This is a genomic window from Mycobacterium sp. TKK-01-0059 (assembly GCF_000709305.1).
Taxonomy (GTDB): domain Bacteria; phylum Actinomycetota; class Actinomycetes; order Mycobacteriales; family Mycobacteriaceae; genus Mycobacterium; species Mycobacterium intracellulare.
Genome location: NZ_KL446993.1, coordinates 3,499,195 through 3,517,185, shown reverse-complemented (window position 1 = coordinate 3,517,185; position 17,991 = coordinate 3,499,195). Strand labels below are relative to the sequence as shown.

14 protein-coding genes and 1 pseudogene are annotated in these 17,991 nt (G+C 66.5%); 6 read left to right on the top strand and 9 right to left on the bottom strand.

The window, feature by feature from the left end; genetic code table 11:
- Positions 1-10: 10 nt before the first annotated feature.
- The 6 genes from K883_RS16785 to K883_RS16760 all read left to right on the top strand — a co-directional run bounded on the left by K883_RS16785 (position 11) and on the right by K883_RS16760 (position 10,658).
- Positions 11-3,019 carry an MMPL/RND family transporter gene (locus tag K883_RS16785; protein ID WP_051070677.1) on the top strand — a complete coding sequence of 1,003 codons (3,009 nt, stop codon included), beginning with the start codon at positions 11-13 and terminating at the stop codon, positions 3,017-3,019.
- 57 nt (positions 3,020-3,076) lie between these two features.
- On the top strand, positions 3,077-4,204 hold the full coding sequence (gene pe / locus K883_RS16780; protein ID WP_020822102.1) for an acyltransferase PE: 1,128 nt from the start codon (positions 3,077-3,079) through the stop codon (positions 4,202-4,204).
- An 8-nt stretch (positions 4,205-4,212) separates the two neighbouring features.
- Entirely contained in the window at positions 4,213-5,979 is a 1,767-nt protein-coding gene (locus K883_RS16775; protein WP_081914375.1) for an AMP-binding protein, read from the top strand.
- Between the two features lie 82 nt (positions 5,980-6,061).
- Positions 6,062-7,120 carry an NAD(P)H-dependent amine dehydrogenase family protein gene (locus K883_RS16770; protein ID WP_008255246.1) on the top strand — a complete coding sequence of 353 codons (1,059 nt, stop codon included), beginning with the start codon at positions 6,062-6,064 and terminating at the stop codon, positions 7,118-7,120.
- Between the two features lie 164 nt (positions 7,121-7,284).
- Positions 7,285-7,749 carry an MmpS family transport accessory protein gene (locus tag K883_RS16765; protein ID WP_179945074.1) on the top strand — a complete coding sequence of 155 codons (465 nt, stop codon included), beginning with the start codon at positions 7,285-7,287 and terminating at the stop codon, positions 7,747-7,749.
- Positions 7,746-10,658 (top strand): MMPL/RND family transporter, encoded by a 2,913-nt coding sequence (locus K883_RS16760; protein WP_036455020.1) that lies wholly within the window; start codon positions 7,746-7,748, stop codon positions 10,656-10,658. Before K883_RS16765 ends, K883_RS16760 begins: the two co-directional genes overlap by 4 nt.
- Here K883_RS16760 and K883_RS28570 read toward each other — a convergent pair.
- From K883_RS28570 to K883_RS16720, 9 genes and pseudogenes are all read right to left on the bottom strand, one after another.
- Positions 10,648-10,761 (bottom strand): annotated as a pseudogene (locus K883_RS28570) (hypothetical protein); the annotation flags it as partial. The gene K883_RS16760 and the pseudogene K883_RS28570 overlap by 11 nt on opposite strands.
- Positions 10,710-11,543 (bottom strand): DegV family protein, encoded by an 834-nt coding sequence (locus K883_RS16755; RefSeq protein WP_036455019.1) that lies wholly within the window; start codon positions 11,541-11,543, stop codon positions 10,710-10,712. The pseudogene K883_RS28570 and the gene K883_RS16755, both read right to left, overlap by 52 nt.
- A gap of 5 nt (positions 11,544-11,548) precedes the next feature.
- A complete protein-coding gene (octT, locus tag K883_RS16750; protein ID WP_036455017.1) occupies positions 11,549-12,286 on the bottom strand; it encodes a diglucosylglycerate octanoyltransferase in 738 nt (245 codons plus the stop codon).
- On the bottom strand, positions 12,276-12,950 hold the full coding sequence (gene gpgP / locus K883_RS16745) for a glucosyl-3-phosphoglycerate phosphatase (RefSeq protein WP_008255240.1): 675 nt from the start codon (positions 12,948-12,950) through the stop codon (positions 12,276-12,278). Before gpgP ends, octT begins: the two co-directional genes overlap by 11 nt.
- Positions 12,947-13,342, bottom strand: coding sequence for a ribosome silencing factor (gene rsfS / locus K883_RS16740; RefSeq protein WP_008255239.1), 396 nt, complete (start codon positions 13,340-13,342; stop codon positions 12,947-12,949). The genes gpgP and rsfS overlap by 4 nt, the downstream gene beginning before the upstream one ends.
- The gene (gene nadD / locus K883_RS16735) at positions 13,339-13,971 is read right to left on the bottom strand and encodes a nicotinate-nucleotide adenylyltransferase (RefSeq protein WP_072501239.1); all 633 of its coding nucleotides are present in this window, start codon (positions 13,969-13,971) and stop codon (positions 13,339-13,341) included. Before nadD ends, rsfS begins: the two co-directional genes overlap by 4 nt.
- 212 nt (positions 13,972-14,183) lie before the next feature.
- Positions 14,184-15,632 (bottom strand): vWA domain-containing protein, encoded by a 1,449-nt coding sequence (locus K883_RS16730; protein ID WP_036455015.1) that lies wholly within the window; start codon positions 15,630-15,632, stop codon positions 14,184-14,186.
- A gap of 10 nt (positions 15,633-15,642) precedes the next feature.
- On the bottom strand, positions 15,643-16,518 hold the full coding sequence (locus K883_RS16725; RefSeq protein WP_008255233.1) for an AAA family ATPase: 876 nt from the start codon (positions 16,516-16,518) through the stop codon (positions 15,643-15,645).
- Between the two features lie 36 nt (positions 16,519-16,554).
- Complete coding sequence (locus K883_RS16720; protein ID WP_020822099.1) at positions 16,555-17,838, bottom strand: glutamate-5-semialdehyde dehydrogenase; 1,284 nt, start codon at positions 17,836-17,838, stop codon at positions 16,555-16,557.
- Between the last annotated feature and the right edge of the window lie 153 nt (positions 17,839-17,991).

The following is a 17,991-nucleotide window of genomic DNA, read 5'->3' as shown; positions in this document are numbered from 1 at the left end:
TGAGGGCGGTATGCGACGGCTAGCCGATTTTGTGGTGCGGTGGCCCTGGGCAGTGATCGGGATCTGGGTCGCGATTGCGGTCGCGCTGCCGCTGACCTTCCCATCGCTCGGCGAGATGGCCGAGAAGCACCCGCTCGCCATCCTGCCCAGCGACGCGCCATCGAGCGTCACGGCCCGAAAGATGACCGAGGCGTTTCACGAGTCGGGCTCGGAAAACCTCCTGCTGGTGGTCCTGACCAACGACAAGGGTCTGGGCCCGGCCGACGAAGCCACCTACCGCACACTGGTGGATACGCTGCGCCAGGACACGCGAGATGTGTTGATGCTGCAGGATTTCGTCAGCACACCGGCCCTGCGCTCGGCCGTGACCAGCAAAGACCACAAGGCCTGGGTGCTCCCGGTCGGCGTTGCGGGCGAGCTGGGCACTCCCAGCTCGTATGCCGCGTTCAACCGGATCGACGGCATCGTCCAACGCGTCGTCAGCGGCACGCCGCTGACGGTCAACCTGACCGGCCCCGCGGCGACCGTCGCCGACCTCACGGTCGCCGGCGCTCGGGATCGGATGCCCATCGAGCTGGCGATCGCGGTTCTGGTGCTCGTCGTCCTGCTGGTGATCTACCGCAGCGCGGTCACCATGCTGCTGCCGTTGCTGAGCATCGGCACATCCCTGGTCATCGCCCAGGCGGTGGTAGCGGGCTACTCCCAACTGACCGGGTCGGGCGTCTCGAACCAGTCCGTCGTCTTCCTCAGCGCCATAATGGCCGGCGCCGGAACGGATTACGCGGTCTTCCTCATCAGCCGGTATCACGACTATTTGCGGTCGGGTGCGAATTCCGATGAGGCGGTCCGGCGTGCGATGTTCTCGATCGGCAAAGTGATCGCCGCATCCGCCGCCACCGTCGGCATCACGTTTCTCCTCATCAGCTTCGCCCGGATGGGCGTGTTCAAAACGGTCGGGGCGTCGGCGGCGATCGGGATCGGTGTGGCATTCCTCGCCGCGGTGACGTTGCTGCCGGCCATCCTGGTGCTTGCGGGGCGACGCGGCTGGGTCGAACCCCGGCGCGAACTGACCGCACGATTCTGGCGGCGTTCGGGCATCCGCATCGTGCGCCGACCCAAGGCCAATCTGATTGCCAGTGTGCTGGTGTTGATCGTCCTGGCCAGCTGCGCCGGACTGGTGCGCTACAACTACGACGATCGCAAGGCCCTGCGGACTTCGGCGCCGAGCTCCATCGGGTACGCCGCGCTGGATCGCCATTTCCCGGTGAATCAGTCCATTCCGCAATACATCCTGGTCCAATCGCCGCGTGACCTGCGCACGCCCAAGGCCCTCGCGGACCTGGAACAGATGGCGGACCGGGTCAGCCAACTGCCGAATGTCGCTGCCGTCAGCGGCATCACGCGCCCGACCGGCAATGTGCCGGAACAATTCCGGGCGACGTATCAGGCCGGCGCCATCGGCACCCTGCTGGCGGACGGGTCCACCCTGATCAAAGATCACACAGGCGACCTCAACCGGTTGGTCGCCGGCGCGGGCACGCTGGCCGACAACCTCGGCAACGTGCGAGGCCAGGTCGTCCAGCTCGCCGCGAGTGTGCAGGAACTGGAGAGCGCCTTCGCGTCGGCGAAGAACCAGTACAGCGGCGACGCGCTGGTGAAACAGGTCGACCTCACGGCCCAGCTCGTCGACCATGTCAACGCGATCAGCAATTCTATGGGTTGGAACTTCTCGGCGGCCAAGAACGTCTTCGCCTGGATAGGCCCGGTGCTGGCGGCGCTGCAGGGCAACCCGCGATGCGATGCCGATCCGTCGTGCAGCGACACCCGCGGGGCGTTCGAGCAACTGGTCGGCCCGCAAAACCAAGCGGACCTCGACGCGATCAACGAGTTAGCCCATCGACTGCAGGAGTCCCCGGACAAACGGACGCTCAAGGCGTCGACCGACCGCGTGCGCGCCTCGCTGGCCAAGCTCACCAAGGTGTTGCACTCCATGGGGTTGGACAAACCCGGTGGCATGCAAACGAATCTGAACACTGTGCAAGACGGCGCGAACCGATTGGCCGGTGGCAGCCGCCAGGTGGCCGACGCCGTTGCTCAACTCGTCGACCAACTCAAGCAGCTCGGTAGCGGGCTCAACGAGTCGGCGGCGTTTCTGTTGTCACTGAAACGCGATGCGGCACATCCGGCAATGGCCGGGTTCAATATCCCGCCCCAGCTGCTGCAATTGGAGCAGTTTCAGAAGGCGGCCAAGGTTTTCATTTCGCCGGACGGCCACTCGGTGCGGTATTTGGTTCAAACCAAACTGAATCCGTTCAGCACGGAAGCCATGGATCAGGTCAACGCGATCATCGCGGCGGCTCGGGGAGCGCAGCCAAATACCGCGTTGGCGGACGCCACGGTGTCGATGGCCGGATATACCGTCGCGCTGAAGGACACGCGTGACTACTACCAGCACGATATCCGGTTCATCATCGCGGTGACGCTCATCGTCGTGCTGTTCACCTTGATCGCGCTGCTGCGCGCGATTGTCGCGCCGCTGTATCTGGTTGCTTCCGTGGTCATTTCGTATTTGTCGGCGGTGGGCATCGGCGTGCTGGTGTTTCAATGTCTATTGGGCCAGCAATTGCATTGGAGTGTGCCCCCGCTGGCATTCGTGGTGTTGGTCGCGGTGGGGGCCGACTACAACATGCTGCTCGTTTCGCGAATGCGCGAGGAGTCTGGACACAGCATGCGTTACGGCATCATCCGGACGCTGGGCTCGACGGGCGGCGTGATCACCGCGGCGGGTCTGATCTTTGCGGCCTCGATGTGTGGCCTGTTGTTCTCCAGCATCAGCACCGTGGTCCAGGGCGGTTTCGTGATCGGGGTGGGCATTTTGCTGGACACCTTCTTGGTGCGCACCATCACCGTTCCCGCCATCGCCGCGCTGGTCGGACGGGCGAACTGGTGGCCGTCACACGGGGGCGTGCCGTCGCCAAAACCGTCACTGGATGGACGCGCCGAGCCGCGGCCCGGTTAGCACCTGCACATGATGTATGTGAGACTACGAGGCGAATCCGAGCGGTCAGGAGTAGGGATGAAGAAACTACTCGCGGGAGTGACGGCGCTGGTAACCGTCGGTGCCACAGGGTGTTTCGGCGTCAATACCGCGACCGCCGACGAGTCGCCCATCGGCGGTCCGCCGACCCCGGGGGCCCCGGGCGACCAGACTGCGTTCGCGCTCGGCGGGGCTCACGTTCTGGGCATCCCCTACGACGAGTACATCCGCCAGGAGGGCGCGCAATGGTTCCCCGGTCAGAAGCGCGAAATCGTCCGTTACCCCGCGGGCCAGGTTCAGGGGCACGTGCTGGAGCGGCTCTTCCCGGGCATCGGCAAGCTCGATGAGCAGTTCCCGGGTCTGGGCGCGGACGGCCCCAGCGTCGGCGAGTCGGTGGACGTGGGAATCGACAACCTCGATGCGGCGATCCGCACCGGCCGCCCGGGTACGGCGATCGGCTTGTCGGAGGGCGCGTTCGTGGTCGACGGCGTGCAGGCTCGGCTGGCGAACGACCCGACCGCTCCCCCGCCGGACAAGCTCAACTTCGCCACGTTCGGCGACCCGATCGGGCGTCACGCCTTCGGTCAGAGCTTCCTGACCGCCATGTTCCCGGTCGGCAGCGTCGTCCCCGCACTCGACTACACCATGCCGCCACCGTATGAGAGCCAGTACGACACAAACAGGTTCGTGGCCGCGTACGACTCGATCGCGGACTTCCCCGACCGGCCGGACAACATGTTCGCGCTCGCCAACACGCTGCTCGGCCTCGCCACCGGTCACACGGCGGTGGCCTTCACGAACCCGAGCATGGTGCCGCCGCAGAACATCAGGACGACGATCAACTCCAGGGGCGCGAAAGACACGACGATCATGGTTCCGGAAAAGCACCTTCCGCTGGTCATGCCGCTGAAATACGTCGGGATTGACGAGGACACGCTGAACAAGCTCGACGCGATCCTGATTCCCCGCGTGAATGCGGGCTACTCGCGAAACGACGACCCGTCGACCGCCCCGGTTCAGGTGGACCCGGTGCACGGCTTCGACCCGGCGGAGGTCACCGCGCCGGCCAACCAGGCGACCTTCGGCGGCGACGCCGACCCGCTCTCGCAGATCCTCGCCGGTGCCACGTCCGTGTTGTCGCACGGCGCAAGCGAAGTTACCGACTGAGCGCGCCTATGTCTCAGTCGTCGATCCTCGCCATGCTGCACGGACGTGCCAGCCTGCGGCCCCACGACGTTGCCTACACGTTCACCGACTATCAGCACGACTGGGACGGTGTGCGCGAGACGCTCACCTGGTCGCAAGTCTCGCGCCGCACACTCAATGTGGCACGGGACCTCGGCCCGCACGGGTCGGTCGGCGACAGGGCGGTGATCCTGGCGCCCCAGGGCCTGGATTACATCGCGGCGTTCCTGGGATCCATGCAGGCCGGGCTCGTTGCCGTGCCGCTGCCGCTGCCGCATCGCGGTTCCAGTGATGCGCGGGTGAGCGCGGTCCTCGCCGACACGTCGCCGTCGGTGGTTCTCACGACGTCCGACGTCGCGGAGGATGTCGCCGAATACGTCGACCGGGCACGCATGGACGATGTCCCCAAGATCGTCGAAATCGATTCGATGAACCTCGATGTCGAGGGCGAAGCAAACGTTCCGACGGATGATTTGCCGACCGTCGCGTATTTGCAGTACAGCTCGGGTTCGACCCGAACGCCGACCGGGGTGATGATTTCGCATCGAAACCTCGAGGCCAATTTCGAACAGCTGATGCGCAGCTTCTTCGTGGACTTCGGAACCAAGTTTCCGACGGAGGCCACGATCGTGTCGTGGTTGCCCTTCTACCACGACATGGGTCTGGTGCTGGGCGTCTGCGCGCCCATCCTGAGCGGCCACCGCGCCGAGCTGACGAGTCCGGTCGGGTTCTTGGAGAGGCCGGCCAGGTGGATGCGAACGCTGGCCGAACATCCGCACACCTGGTCGTCGGCGCCCAACTTTGCCTTCGACCTGGCCGCCCGCAAGACCACCGACAAAGACCTCGCCGGCCTGGACCTCGGCGACGTGCTGGGCATCATCAGCGGCGCGGAGCGTGTCGAGGCCGCCACCCTGCACCGCTTCGTGGATCGGTTCGCGCACTTCAATTTCCGGGACCACATGATGCGTCCTTCATACGGCTTGGCCGAGGCGACCGTCTTCGTGGCGACCGGCACCTGGAGTGAATCCACGCCGGCGGGCCACTTCGACGCCGAAGAGCTCGGGGCGGGCCGCGTTCGGCCGTGCGCACCTGGGAGGGGAACGGGGACCGCGAAAGCGACGGCGCTCGTCAAGTACCGGGTGCCGCAGTCGCCCATGCTCCGGATCGTCGACAGCGAGACGAGCCGCGAATGCCCGCCCGACGCGGTCGGCGAGATCTGGGTGCATGGCGAGAACGTCGCCGACGGATACTGGCGCAAAACGCCGGCCGAGCAGCGATGCTTCGGCGCCACGCTCGTCGACCCGTCACCGGGGACGCCCGACGGTCCCTGGCTGAGGACCGGCGACCTGGGTTTCATCCACTCCGGCGAGCTGTTCATTGTCGGCCGCATGAAGGACCTGCTGATCATCCGCGGGCGCAACCACTATCCCGAGGACATCGAGGCGACGGTCCAAGAGATCACGGGTGGTCGGGTCGCGGCGATCTCGGTGCCGGTGAACAGCACCGAGAAGCTGGTCACGGTCATCGAGCTGAAGAAGCGTGGCGATTCCAGCGGGGAGACCCAGGACGTCAGGCACTGGCTCACCTCCATCAAAACCGACGTCACCTCGGCGATTTCCAATAACCACGGCGTGAATGTGGGGGACCTCGTCCTGGTACCGCCCGGGTCCATTCCGACCACGACAAGCGGCAAGATCCGGCGCGCCGCCTGTGTGGAGCAGTACAGCCAGCACCAATTCGCCCGTTTGGACGCCTGAGCCCGCCCGGTGGACGCGCGCGCGCCGGCCGGTAGCGCGCTTCGCATAATGGTTCCACCCCCGCAGCGGCAAAGGAGCCACGATGAGCGCAGCCAGCACTGACCGTCCCCTACGCGTCATCCAGTGGACGACCGGGAACATCGGGCGGCGCTCGCTGCACGCCATCATCGGGCGGCCCGACATGGAACTCGTCGGCGTGTACGCCCACGGCGAGGAGAAGGTCGGGGTCGACGCCGCCGAATTGGCGGGCTGGCCGCAGCCGACCGGGGTGCAGGCCACCAACGACATCGACGCGCTGATCGGTCTGGGCGCCGACGCGTGTTGCTACAACCCGTTGTGGCCCAACATCGACGAGCTGGTGCGGCTGCTGGAATCGGGGGTCAACGTGTGCACCAGCGCGGCCTGGATCACCGGCGGCAAGCAGACGCCGCAGGACCGCAAGCGAATCGAAGACGCCTGCCGACGCGGCAATTCGACGATCTTCGGCAGCGGCGCGCACCCGGGCATGACCAACATGGTCGGCATGGTGCTGTCCGCCTCGTGCGAGCGCGTCGACGAGATCCGCATCACCGAGTCGGTGGACTGCTCGACCTACGAATCGGCCGAAACCCAAACCGCCATGGGGTTCTCGCAAGACCCCGACACTCCGGGGCTGGCCGACAGCGTGCGCCGGGAGAGCGAGGTCTTCGCCGAGTCGGCCGCGATGATGGCCGACGCGATCGGCGCGAAGCTGGACAAGATGACCTTCGACGTCACGTTCACTGCGGCGACCGGCGACTCGGATCTGGGGTTCATGAAGATTCCCGCCGGAACCGTCGGCAGCGTCTACGGCTATCACCGCGGCTGGGTCGGCGATCGCAACGTCGTCAGCGTCGGGTTCAACTGGACCATGGGCAACCATGTCGTCCCGCCCAAACCGCTCGAGCACGGGCACGTCATTCAGGTGTTCGGCCTGCCCAACATGCGCACGGTTCTGCACTGCCTGCCGCCCAAGGACTGGACGGAGCCCGGGTTCATGGGATTGGGAATGATCTACACCGCGATGCCGGTGACCAACGCCGTCCCGGCGGTGGTGGCGGCCAGGCCGGGCATCGTGACGCTGGCGGATTTGCCGCCGGTCACCGGCCGGCTCGCCCGATAGGGCCTATGCCGTTCGCCACAGCCGGCCGCCCCAGGAGGAACGCTTGCGTGCACTATGGTTAGGATGCCTAGCTGAGCAAATTTTCCGTTGACATCGATGTCGTCGGCGATGGTTGGTGAGCTTTGCGGCGAGGCCCGAAGCGGTGGGCGAAAGGCGGTCAGGTGATGGCTGATCCGAAAACAGGTCCTCGCCCCGGCATCGTGACCCGCGTGCTCAAAAATGGGTGGATACCGCTGCTGCTGGTCGTCGTTCTGGCTTTGTCTGCACTCGTGGTGTCGCGGCTGCACAAGCTCTTCGGCTCGGAAGATCTCAACGCGAACGCCGGCAAGGGGATCGAAATCGTGCAGTTCAACCCGAAGGTCGTCGTCTACGAGATTTCCGGCGCCCCGGGCACCACGGCAAACATCAACTACTGGGACGAGAACGCCAACACGCATCAGGTCGACAACGCGCCGCTGCCGTGGTCGACGACGATCTCGACCACGTTGCCCTCGGTGAGCGCCAACATCATGGCGCAAAGCAACGGCCCCACGATCAACTGCAAGATCACCGTGGACGGCGTCGTCCGCGACAACCAGAACTCCGACGGCCATAACGCCCAGACCTTCTGCCTGGTGAAGTCCGCATGAGCAATGTGAACAACGAGACCGATTCCGGCGCCAGAAGCGCCGAAGACGACGCAGCCACCGGCCCCATCAAAGCGGGGGGCCTGTCGAAGGCCGAGCGCGGCCACCGCCCCTACCTCCCCCACGCGATCCGCATCTTTGCGATCCCGATCATCCTGGGCTGGGTAGTGATCACCGTCTTGGTGAACGTCCTGGTTCCGTCTCTGGAAGTGGTCGGTGAGGCGCATTCGGCGCCGATGACTCCCCTGGACGCGCCGTCGATGAAGGCGATGATGCGGCTGGGCAGTAACTTTCACGAATTCAACTCGAACAGCACCGTGATGATCGTCCTGGAGGGTCAGCAGCCGCTGGGCCCGGACGCGCACAAGTACTACGACAAGCTGATCCGAGACCTGCGCAAGGATCCCGCGCACATCCAGCACATCCAGGACTTCTGGGGCGACCGCCTGACCGCTGCGGGAGCGCAGAGCGCCGACGCCAAGGGCGCGTACGTGCAGGTGAACCTCGCCGGTAATCAGGGCACCACGCAGGCCAACGACTCCGTGGACGCCGTCCGCAAGGTGATCGATGAGAACAAGGCGCCACCCGGCGTGAAGGCCTATGTCACCGGCCCCGCGGCGCTGTCCGACGACATGCACATCATCGGTAACGCCAGCCTGGCCAAGATCACCCTGTTCACCCTGGGCGCGATCGCGATCATGCTGCTGCTGGTCTACCGGTCGATCGTCACGACGCTGATCCAGCTTTTCATGACCTTCGTGGCGCTGGCGTGTGCGCGGGGCGTCGTCGCGGTTCTGGCCTATAACAACGCATTCGGGCTCACCACGTTCGCCGCCAACATCCTCACCATGCTGGCGATCGCCGCGGGAACTGACTACGGCATCTTCCTCGTCGGGCGATATCAAGAAGCGTTGGCCGCCGGTGAGGACCGAGAAACGGCTTACTACACCACATTCAGGGGCGTCGCCCCGGTCGTCCTGGGCTCCGGACTGACGATCGCGGGAGCGACCTACTGCCTGAGTTTTACCCGGCTGCCCTGGTTCAACACCATGGGCGCGCCGGTGGCGATCGGCATGCTGGTCGTGGTGCTCGCCGGGCTTTCCCTCGGCCCCGCGGTCGTCTTCGTCGGCAGTCGCTTCCACTTCTTCGAAAGGCAGGCGAAGCGAGGGCGACTGTGGCGCCGGGTGGGCACCGCGGTAGTGCGTTGGCCCGCACCGATTTTGGCCGTCAGCGCCGCTATCGTCCTGGTCGGCATGGTGGCACTGCCGGGCTTCAAGCCCAGCTACAATGACCGTCACTACCTGCCGTTGTCAGCCCCCGCCAATCAAGGGCAAGAAGCCGCGAATCGGCACTTCTCCGAGGCCCGGATGAACCCCGACTTGTTGATGGTCGAATCCAACCATGACATGCGAAACCCGGCCGACATGCTGGTGTTGGACCGGGTGGCGAAAAACGAGATGCGCACGCTCGGCATCGCCATGGTTCAGGACATCACCAGGCCGCTGGGCATCCCGATTCAGCACAGCTCGATCCCGTTCCAGAACAGCGTCCAGAGCCAGACGACGATGCAGAACATGGGCTTTCTCAAGGAGCGCATGAACGACATCCTCAAAATGGCCGATGACTTGCAGACCCAAATCGACACCACGCAGCGCCAGTACGAGGTGTCGCTCGATTTGGCCAACGCCGCCGACGACAGCGCCAAGACCACGCAGGTGACGTCGCAGATCACCGACAGCCTGCGCGACCACATCGCCGATTTCGACGACACGTTCCGGCCGGTCCGTACGTACTTCTACTGGGAGAAGCACTGCTACGACATTCCCGTGTGCATCGGGCTGCGATCTTTGTTCGACACGTTCGACGGGTTCGACCAATTGGCCGAGCAGTTCCACTATTTGACGACCGACATCACGCACACCGCCAAAGCGTCACGCGACCTGACCGAGCTGTTTCCCACGCTGATCGCCACTTTGAAAACGACCAGGGGCATCACGCTGACGCTCTATCAGACGTTCAAGGCGATGATCGACCAGATGGAGGCGATGAGCAACACCGGGATCGTCATGGGTCAGAGCTTTGATCAGTCGAAGAACGACGACTTCTTCTACCTGCCGCCAGAAGCCTTTGACAACCCCGACTTCCAGACGGGTCTGCGCATGTTCTTGTCGCCGGACGGTAAGTCGGCGCGATTCTTCATCACCCACCAGGACGATCCGATGACGCCGGAGGGAATTGAACGGGTGGCGGCCGAACGCACCGCCGCGCAGGAGGCGCTGAAGCAATCCTCGCTGGCCGACGCCAAGGTGTATCTCGGCGGAACCGCCGCGACGTTCAAGGACATGGCTGACGGTGAGAAGTACGACCTGATGATCGCCGTCATCGCGTCACTGACGCTGATCTTCATGATCATGCTGCTGCTGACCCGAAGCGTGGTGGCCGCGCTGGTCATCGTCGGCACCGCTGCCAGCTCGATCGCGGCGTCTTTCGGTCTGTCCGTGCTGATTTGGCAGGATTTGTTCGGCATCAATATCCACTGGATCGTGATGGCGCTGGCGGTCATCATCCTGTTGGCCGTGGGATCCGACTACAACCTGCTGCTGGTGTCCCGGTTCAGGGAAGAGATCCATCACGGCCTCAAGACCGGGATCATTCGGTCGATGGCCGGGACCGGTGGGGTGGTGACGGCCGCGGGTCTGGTGTTCGCGTTCACCATGGCGTCCATGCTGGGGAGCGATCTGCGCGTGCTCGGTCAGTTCGGGTCGACGGTCTGCATCGGTCTGCTGCTCGACACGCTGATCGTGCGCACACTGCTGATGCCGTCGATCGCCACCCTGCTCGGGCGGTGGTTCTGGTGGCCGCAGGTTGTTCACCCGCGCGGCGACAACGCGCGACGGCCGGTCAGCGCCTAGGCCGATGGTGGCGACCCGCAGCGCCCGGCTTCGCCGCGCTTGCGATCGCCACTAAGCTTCCGCGAGTTGGACGCTCACCGCGACCGCGCCCGCGCCGACGTGCAGCGCCAGCACCGGTCCCAGCTCGGTGACGATCGCGGGCTCACACGCCGGTAGCCGCTTGCCCAGCGCCGTCGCCACCTCGGTGGCGCCGTCCGGGTTGTTGACGTGGTGCACCGCCAGGGCTGCGGTGCCGTCGCCGATAACCTGGCAGACCCGGTCGATCATCGCCTCCGTCGCGTGACTGATAGTCCGGACCCGTTGGGCCAGAACGAGTTTCCCGTCATCGATGCGCAACAACGGTTTGAGCGCCAGCGCGGTGCCCAGCCAGGCCTTGGCGCCCCCGATGCGGCCGCTGCGGCGCAGGTTGTCCAGCCGGTGCACCACGATGAAGGCGTGTCCGCGGGCCACGGCCTCGCGGGCAGCATCCGCGACGGCGTTCAGGTCACCGCCCGTGGCCGCCGCCCGGGCGGCGGCCACGGCCACGAATCCGGTGCCCATCGCCGCCGATTTGGAGTCGATGACCCGCACGTTGGGATCCAGATCGGCCGCGGTGCGCTCGGCGGCCCGGCAGGTTCCCGACAGCGCCGACGAAATGTGCACGGCCACCACGCCATCGGCGCCGCTGTCGGCCAGCGCCTGTTGGTACGCGTCGGCGAGTTCGGCCGGGGTCGCCGCCGCGGTGGTCGCCGCCAGCTTGTGGATGTCACCCGGAATGTCGTCCACGCCGTCACGCAGGTCGGTGCCGTCGAGCAGGATGTGCAGGGGCACAACACGTATCCCCCACTTGTCGAGCAGGTCGGCCGGCAGACGGGCCGACGAGTCGGTCACGACCACGACAGTCACGAGCGCTACCCGCGGGGTTTCTCGTTCGGGATGCCGGCCTCGGCGAGCGCCTTGAGCATCAGCTCCGCGACCGCCTGGTGGGCCTCGAAATTCCAATGGATTCCGTCGGGGTTTCCCCGGCCGTTCATAACGTGTTCTGCGACAGCGGCTTTGAGATCGACCAGGGGTACATCGTGGCTTTGCGCCCACGCGGTGATGGCGGCCACGGTCCCCGCCCGACCGTGGTGGGCCCGGCCGTAGGTGTCGGCGATGTGCACCGACGGCAGCGAGGCCACGATCGGGATCCCGGGGCGGTTGAAATCGATTGCACCACGGGTCTGTTCGAGATAGTCGGCGCTCAGGTGCGGCGGCAGGGCGGGCCTGGCCACCGGGGAGAGCCGGGGCTGCAGCCACCCGTAGCCGTCGCGCACCCACCGTCGCAGCCACGGCGGTCGCACGTAGCGGATCAGCTCACGCAGCGCGGTGGGCAGCGCCGAGGGCAGCGAATCCATGCCGCCGGTGGCGAAGATGACGGCTCCCGCACGCGGTAGCGCCGCCCACGCCCGCGGGTCCTGGGTTGCCGCCCACCAGACGTCCCGACACGTCCAGCCGATGCGACCGATCAGCTCCACATCCCAATCCAATTGGGCAGCAACGATGTTCGGCCAGATGCGGGGATCGTCGGCGGGTAGGCCGCCGGTGGGGCCGTAGTAGGCCAGCGAGTCGGCGAAGATCAGCAGTGTGGGACGTGATTCAGAGGACATCGTTGGACACCTGTGCCGAGGCGTTCCATACGTCCAGACGCCAGCGGATGCTCTCGAATTCGTCGTCCTCGTCGCCGGAATGGCCGGACAGCTGAACCCAGCTGGCGTTGCCCATGCCACCCAGAACCGGCCAGTTGCCGACGGGAAGCTTCAACAACGCGGCCGACAGCGCGGCGATCAGCCCGCCGTGGGCCACCAGCACCACCGGGCGGTCCGGCCCATCGGGATCACCCCATTCCGGCTCGGCGGCGGCCAGTTCGGCGACCAACGGCACGCTGCGCGCCGCGACATCCACCCGGCTTTCGCCGCCATGCGGGGCCCAGGTGGCGTCTTCGCGCCAGGCCAATCGGGCGCCGGGGGCCTGCGCGTCGACCTCGGTATGGGTCAATCCCTGCCAGTCACCCAGATGCGTCTCCCGCAGCCGCTGATCCACCCGGATCGCCAAGCCGGTCACCTCCCCCAGCCTGACCGCGGTGTCGTAGGCGCGATGCAGGTCCGACGACACGATCAGCAACGGCTGCACCTTGCCCAGCACCTCGGCGGCGGCGATGGCCTGCGCCCGCCCGAGTTCGCTGAGTTCGGAATCGAGCTGGCCCTGCATCCGGCTGCCGGCGTTGAACTCGGTTTGCCCGTGCCGCAACATGATCAGCCGACGAATCTTCATTGCGCGCTCGAGTCTTCGGAGTCCCCGCCGCGCTCGTCGAGGTCCACCGGCACCACCGGGCAGTCGCTCCACAACCGGTCCAGGGCATAGAAGTCGCGGTCGTCCTGGTGCTGAATGTGGACGACGATGTCGCGATAGTCCAGCAGCGTCCAGCGGCCCTCGCGGGTGCCCTCGCGCCGCGCGGGTTTGTAGCCCGCCTTGCGCATTTTCTCCTCGACCTCGTCGACGATGGCGTTGACCTGTCGCTCGTTGGACGCCGAGGCGATCACGAAGCAGTCGGTGATGGCGAGCTGGGCGGAGACGTCGATGACGACGACGTCGTCGGCGAGCTTCGCGGCGGCGGCGCCGGCGGCCACCGTCGCCATGTCGATGGCTTCCCGCGTGGCGCTCACGTGGACTCCTCGCCGCCCGGCTTGCTGTAGAGCCGCCGCTTGGAGACGTACTGCACGACGCCGTCGGGCATCAGGTACCACAGCGGACGGTGCTCCTCGGCGCGGCGGCGGCAGTCGGTCGACGAAATCGCCAGCGCCGGAATCTCGACGAGCGTCAACGCGTCATCGGCGAGCTCGCCCAGGACGCCGGTGATGTGGTCGTGGCTCAACTCGTAGCCGGGGCGGCTGACTCCGACGAAGCGTGCCAGGTCGAACAGTTCCTCCCAGCCTTGCCAGGACAGGATGGATTCCAGCGCGTCGGCGCCGGTGATGAAGAACAGCTGGGAATCCGGGTTCAGCGCGCGCAGGTCGCGCAGCGTGTCCTTGGTATAGGTGGGGCCGGCGCGGTCGATGTCGACCCGGCTCACCGAGAACCGGGGATTGGACGCCGTGGCGATCACCGTCATCAGATAGCGGTCCTCGGCGGCGGAGACGTCGCGGTCCTTCTGCCAGGGCTGGCCGCTGGGTACGAACACGACTTGGTCGAGGTCGAACAGGTCGGCGACCTCACTGGCGGCAACCAGGTGGCCGTAATGGATGGGGTCGAACGTCCCACCCATCACTCCTAACCTGCGAAGCTGCTTTTGCACGATGTGCCAGCTTACTTGAGGCGATGATCAGGGCCTGTCCGAGCTGTCGTCACATGCGCCCCATCAGTCCCCGCTCGGGGTCGCATGCCTTGTGCCCACCTCCGAGCGACAACACCTGAGGCGGGCCGGCTTGTCCTCGGAGGTGGGCGCAAGCAGTGTCGTCTCGGCCGGAGACTGCCGTGACTGGTGTGACAAGAGGTGCAGCAGCGACCTCACACGGGCAGCAGCTGGTCGATAACCGCGGCCAACTGCTTGGCGGACCGGCATTCGTGCATGGGGATGACCTCTTGATAGCGCGGCACCGCCGAGTCGCCGCTTCCCCACAGATGCTTGGGCTCGGGATTCAGCCAGTGTGCGTGCCGGCTGGCGGTCACCATGTGCGACAGCAGCTCGGTTTCCGGGTTGCGATAGTTGGTGCGGCCATCCCCCAACACCAACAGCGAGGTGCGCGGGGAGAGCACATTCGGGAACGCCTGCACGAACGACGCAAACGCGTTGCCGTAGTCGGAATGGCCGTCGCGGCTGTAGACGCCCGACTCCCGGGTGATCCGCTGGATGGCCACGGCCAGGTCGGCCTCGGGCCCGAACATGTGGGTCACCTCGTCGGTGGTGTCGATGAACGCGAACACGCGAACGCGCGAGAACTGTTGGCGCAGAGCGTGTACCAGAAGCAGGGTGAAGTGACTGAACCCGGCGACCGAGCCGGAGACGTCGCACAGCACCACCAGTTCGGGCCGGGCGGGGCGCGGCTTGGCCAGCACCACGTCGATCGGCACCCCGCCGGTGGACATCGACTTGCGCAGCGTCTTGCGGAGATCGATCGACCCGGCGCGGCTGCGCCGCCGGCGCGCCGCCAGCCGGGTCGCCAGGGTCCGCGCCAACGGCGCCACCACCCGGCGCATCTGGCGCAGCTGCTCGCCGGAGGCGCGCAGGAATTCGACGTTCTCGGAAAGCTGGGGTATGCCGTACATCTGGACGTGATCGCGGCCCAGTTGCTCCGCGGTGCGCCGCTTGGTCTCGGCGTCGACCATCTTGCGTAGCTGGGTGATCCGCTGCGCCGCAAGGGCTTTGGCGATCTCCTCCTGTGTGGGCGTAGGTTCGTCGCCGTAGGAGGCGAGCAGCCCGGCCAGCAGCTTGCCCTCGAGTTCGTCCAGGGCCATCGCCTTGAGCGCCTGGTACGACGAGAAGGATGGGCCCCGGCTGGAACTGTATTTCCCGTAGGCCTCGACGATGCGGGCGATCATCGCCACCAGGCGCTCGTCCATGTCGGCCAGATCGGGGTTGTCGGCCAGCAGATCCAGCAGCATCTGGCGCATCGCCTCGACATCGTCGGGTGGCAACGCGTTGTCGTCCGGGGTGTAGTCGGCCTCGTCCTCCGCGACCACCGCGCGCGCGCCCAGCGCCGCCGGGAACCACAGGTCGAACATGGCGTCATACGTTTCGCGATGATCCGACCGGCGCAACACCGCGCACGCGATGCCCTCGCGCAGCACCTCGCGGTTGCCCAGGCCGAGGGTGGCCATCACCCGGCCGGCGTCCACCGTCTCCGACGGGCCGACCGAAATCCCCGCTGCCCGAAGCGCTTCCACGAAGCCGACCAGGTGCCCGGGCAGCCCGTGCGGGGCGAGCGGCCGGGAGGGGCGAATGCGGCGGGCGGCCATGGCGGTGTTCCTAGTTGAGCCGCAGCTCGCCGGCCGCGCGCTGTTGGTCGGATTGATGCTTGAGCACCACGCCCAGCGTGGCGGCGACGACCGCGTCGTCGATGGTGTCCAGGCCCAGCGCGAGCAGCGTGCGGCCCCAGTCGATGGTCTCGGCGATGGACGGCACCTTCTTGAGTTGCATCCCGCGCAGCACGCCGATGATGCGCACCAGCTCCTCGGCCAGGTGTGCGGGCAGCTCGGGAACACGGGACAACAGGATGCGGCGTTCCAAATCGGGGCTGGGAAAGTCGATGTGCAGGAACAGGCAGCGACGCTTGAGCGCCTCGGACAGTTCGCGGGTCGCGTTGGAGGTCAGCACCACCAACGGCGTGCGCTCGGCGGTGATCGTGCCCAGTTCGGGCACGGTCACGGCGAAGTCAGACAACACCTCCAGCAGCAGGCCCTCGATCTCGATGTCGGCCTTGTCGGTCTCGTCGATGAGCAGCACCGTGGGCTCGGTGCGCCGAATGGCGGTCAGCAGCGGACGCTGCAGCAAGAACTCCTCGCTGAACACGTCGTCCTTGGTCTGGTCCCAGTCCCCGGAGCCGGCCTGGATGCGCAAAATCTGCTTGGCGTGGTTCCATTCGTAGAGCGCGCGGGCCTCGTCGACCCCCTCGTAGCACTGCAGGCGCACCAGGCCCGACCCCGTGGCCTGGGCCACGGCGCGGGCCAATTCGGTCTTGCCCACGCCGGCCGGGCCCTCCACCAACAACGGCTTGCCGAGGCGGTCGGCCAGGAACACGGCCGTCGCGGTGGCGGTGTCGGGCAGGTAGCCGGTCTCGGCCAACCGCCGCGAGACGTCGTCGATGTCCTCGAACAGCGGCTTTGACCGGGCGGGCACACTCACAATTGGTTCTCCTAAAACGCTTTCTGCACGGGGATCTCAGGCCGGACGCGTCTGTCCGTCTCCCCACGCGATCCATTTGGTCGAGGTCAGTTCGGGCAGCCCCATGGGACCGCGGGCGTGCAATTTCTGGGTGGAGATGCCGATTTCGGCTCCGAAACCGAATTGCTCCCCGTCGGTGAACGCCGTGGACGCGTTCACCATCACCGCCGCGGCGTCGATAGCGTCGGTAAATCGTTGCGCCGCAGCCATATTGGTGGTCACGATGGCCTCGGTGTGGCCGGTGCCGTACTCGTTGATGTGGGCGATCGCGGCGTCGATACCGTCGACCACCGCCACCGCGATGTCCATCGACAAGTACTCGCGCCGCAGATCGTCCTCGTGTGCGTCCTGGGAAAAGCCCCCATGCACGGTCACGCCGGCGTCTTGCAGGGCGGTCACCAGACGCGGCAACGCCTCCGCGGCGACCGTGGCGTCGACGAGCAGTGTCTCCGCGGCGTTGCAGACGCTCGGCCGGCGCGTCTTGGAATTCAGCAAGATCCGCTCCGCGACGTCCAGATCGGCGCCCTCGTGGACGTATACGTGACAGTTGCCGACCCCGGTTTCGATCGTGGGCACCTGCGCGTCGCGGACCACCGCATTGATCAGGTTGGCTCCGCCGCGCGGGATGACCACGTCGACCAGGCCACGCGCCTGGATCAGATGCGTCACCGTGGCGCGGTCGTCGGACGAAAGCAGCTGCACCGCATCGGCCGGCAGGTCCTCGCTGACCAGCGACGCGCGCAACACCTGCACCAGCGCCTGGTTGGACCGGGTCGCCGACGAGCTGCCGCGCAACAGCACGGCGTTGCCGGACTTCAACGCCAAGCCGAACGCGTCGACGGTCACGTTGGGTCGGCCCTCGTAGATCATTCCGACGACGCCGAGCGGGACCCGCTGCTGGCGCAGCTGCAGCCCGTTCGGCAGCGTGTAGCCGCGCAACACCTCTCCGACGGGATCGGGGAGCCCGGCGACCTGACGCAGGCCCGCCGCGATGCCCTCAACTCGCTTGGTATCCAAGGCCAGTCGGTCGAGCATCGCGGTCGGCGTTCCGGCGGCGCGGGCGGCCTCGACGTCTTCGGCGTTGGCGGACAGGATCAATTCGGCGTGGGAGGTGACGGCGTCGGCCGCCGAGCGCAGCGCTTGGTCTTTGGCGACGGTCGGCAACAATGCCAGGACACGGGAGGCGACGCGGGCGCGGCGGGCGGCGTCGTGCACCTCCCGGCGCAGGTCAGGCTCCCGCTGTTGGGCCGCTCCGCTGCGCAATGGTGCCTGCAGACTCATTGAACCAGGGTATCCGGCCGCAAAAGCCCGGGTGACGCGGGCCGATCTACCTCCGATGGTGGCGACCCGCTTCGCGCGGCTCCGCCGCGCTCGCGATCGCCACTACCTCCGATGGTGGCGACCCGCTTCGCGCGGCTCCGCCGCGCTCGCGAT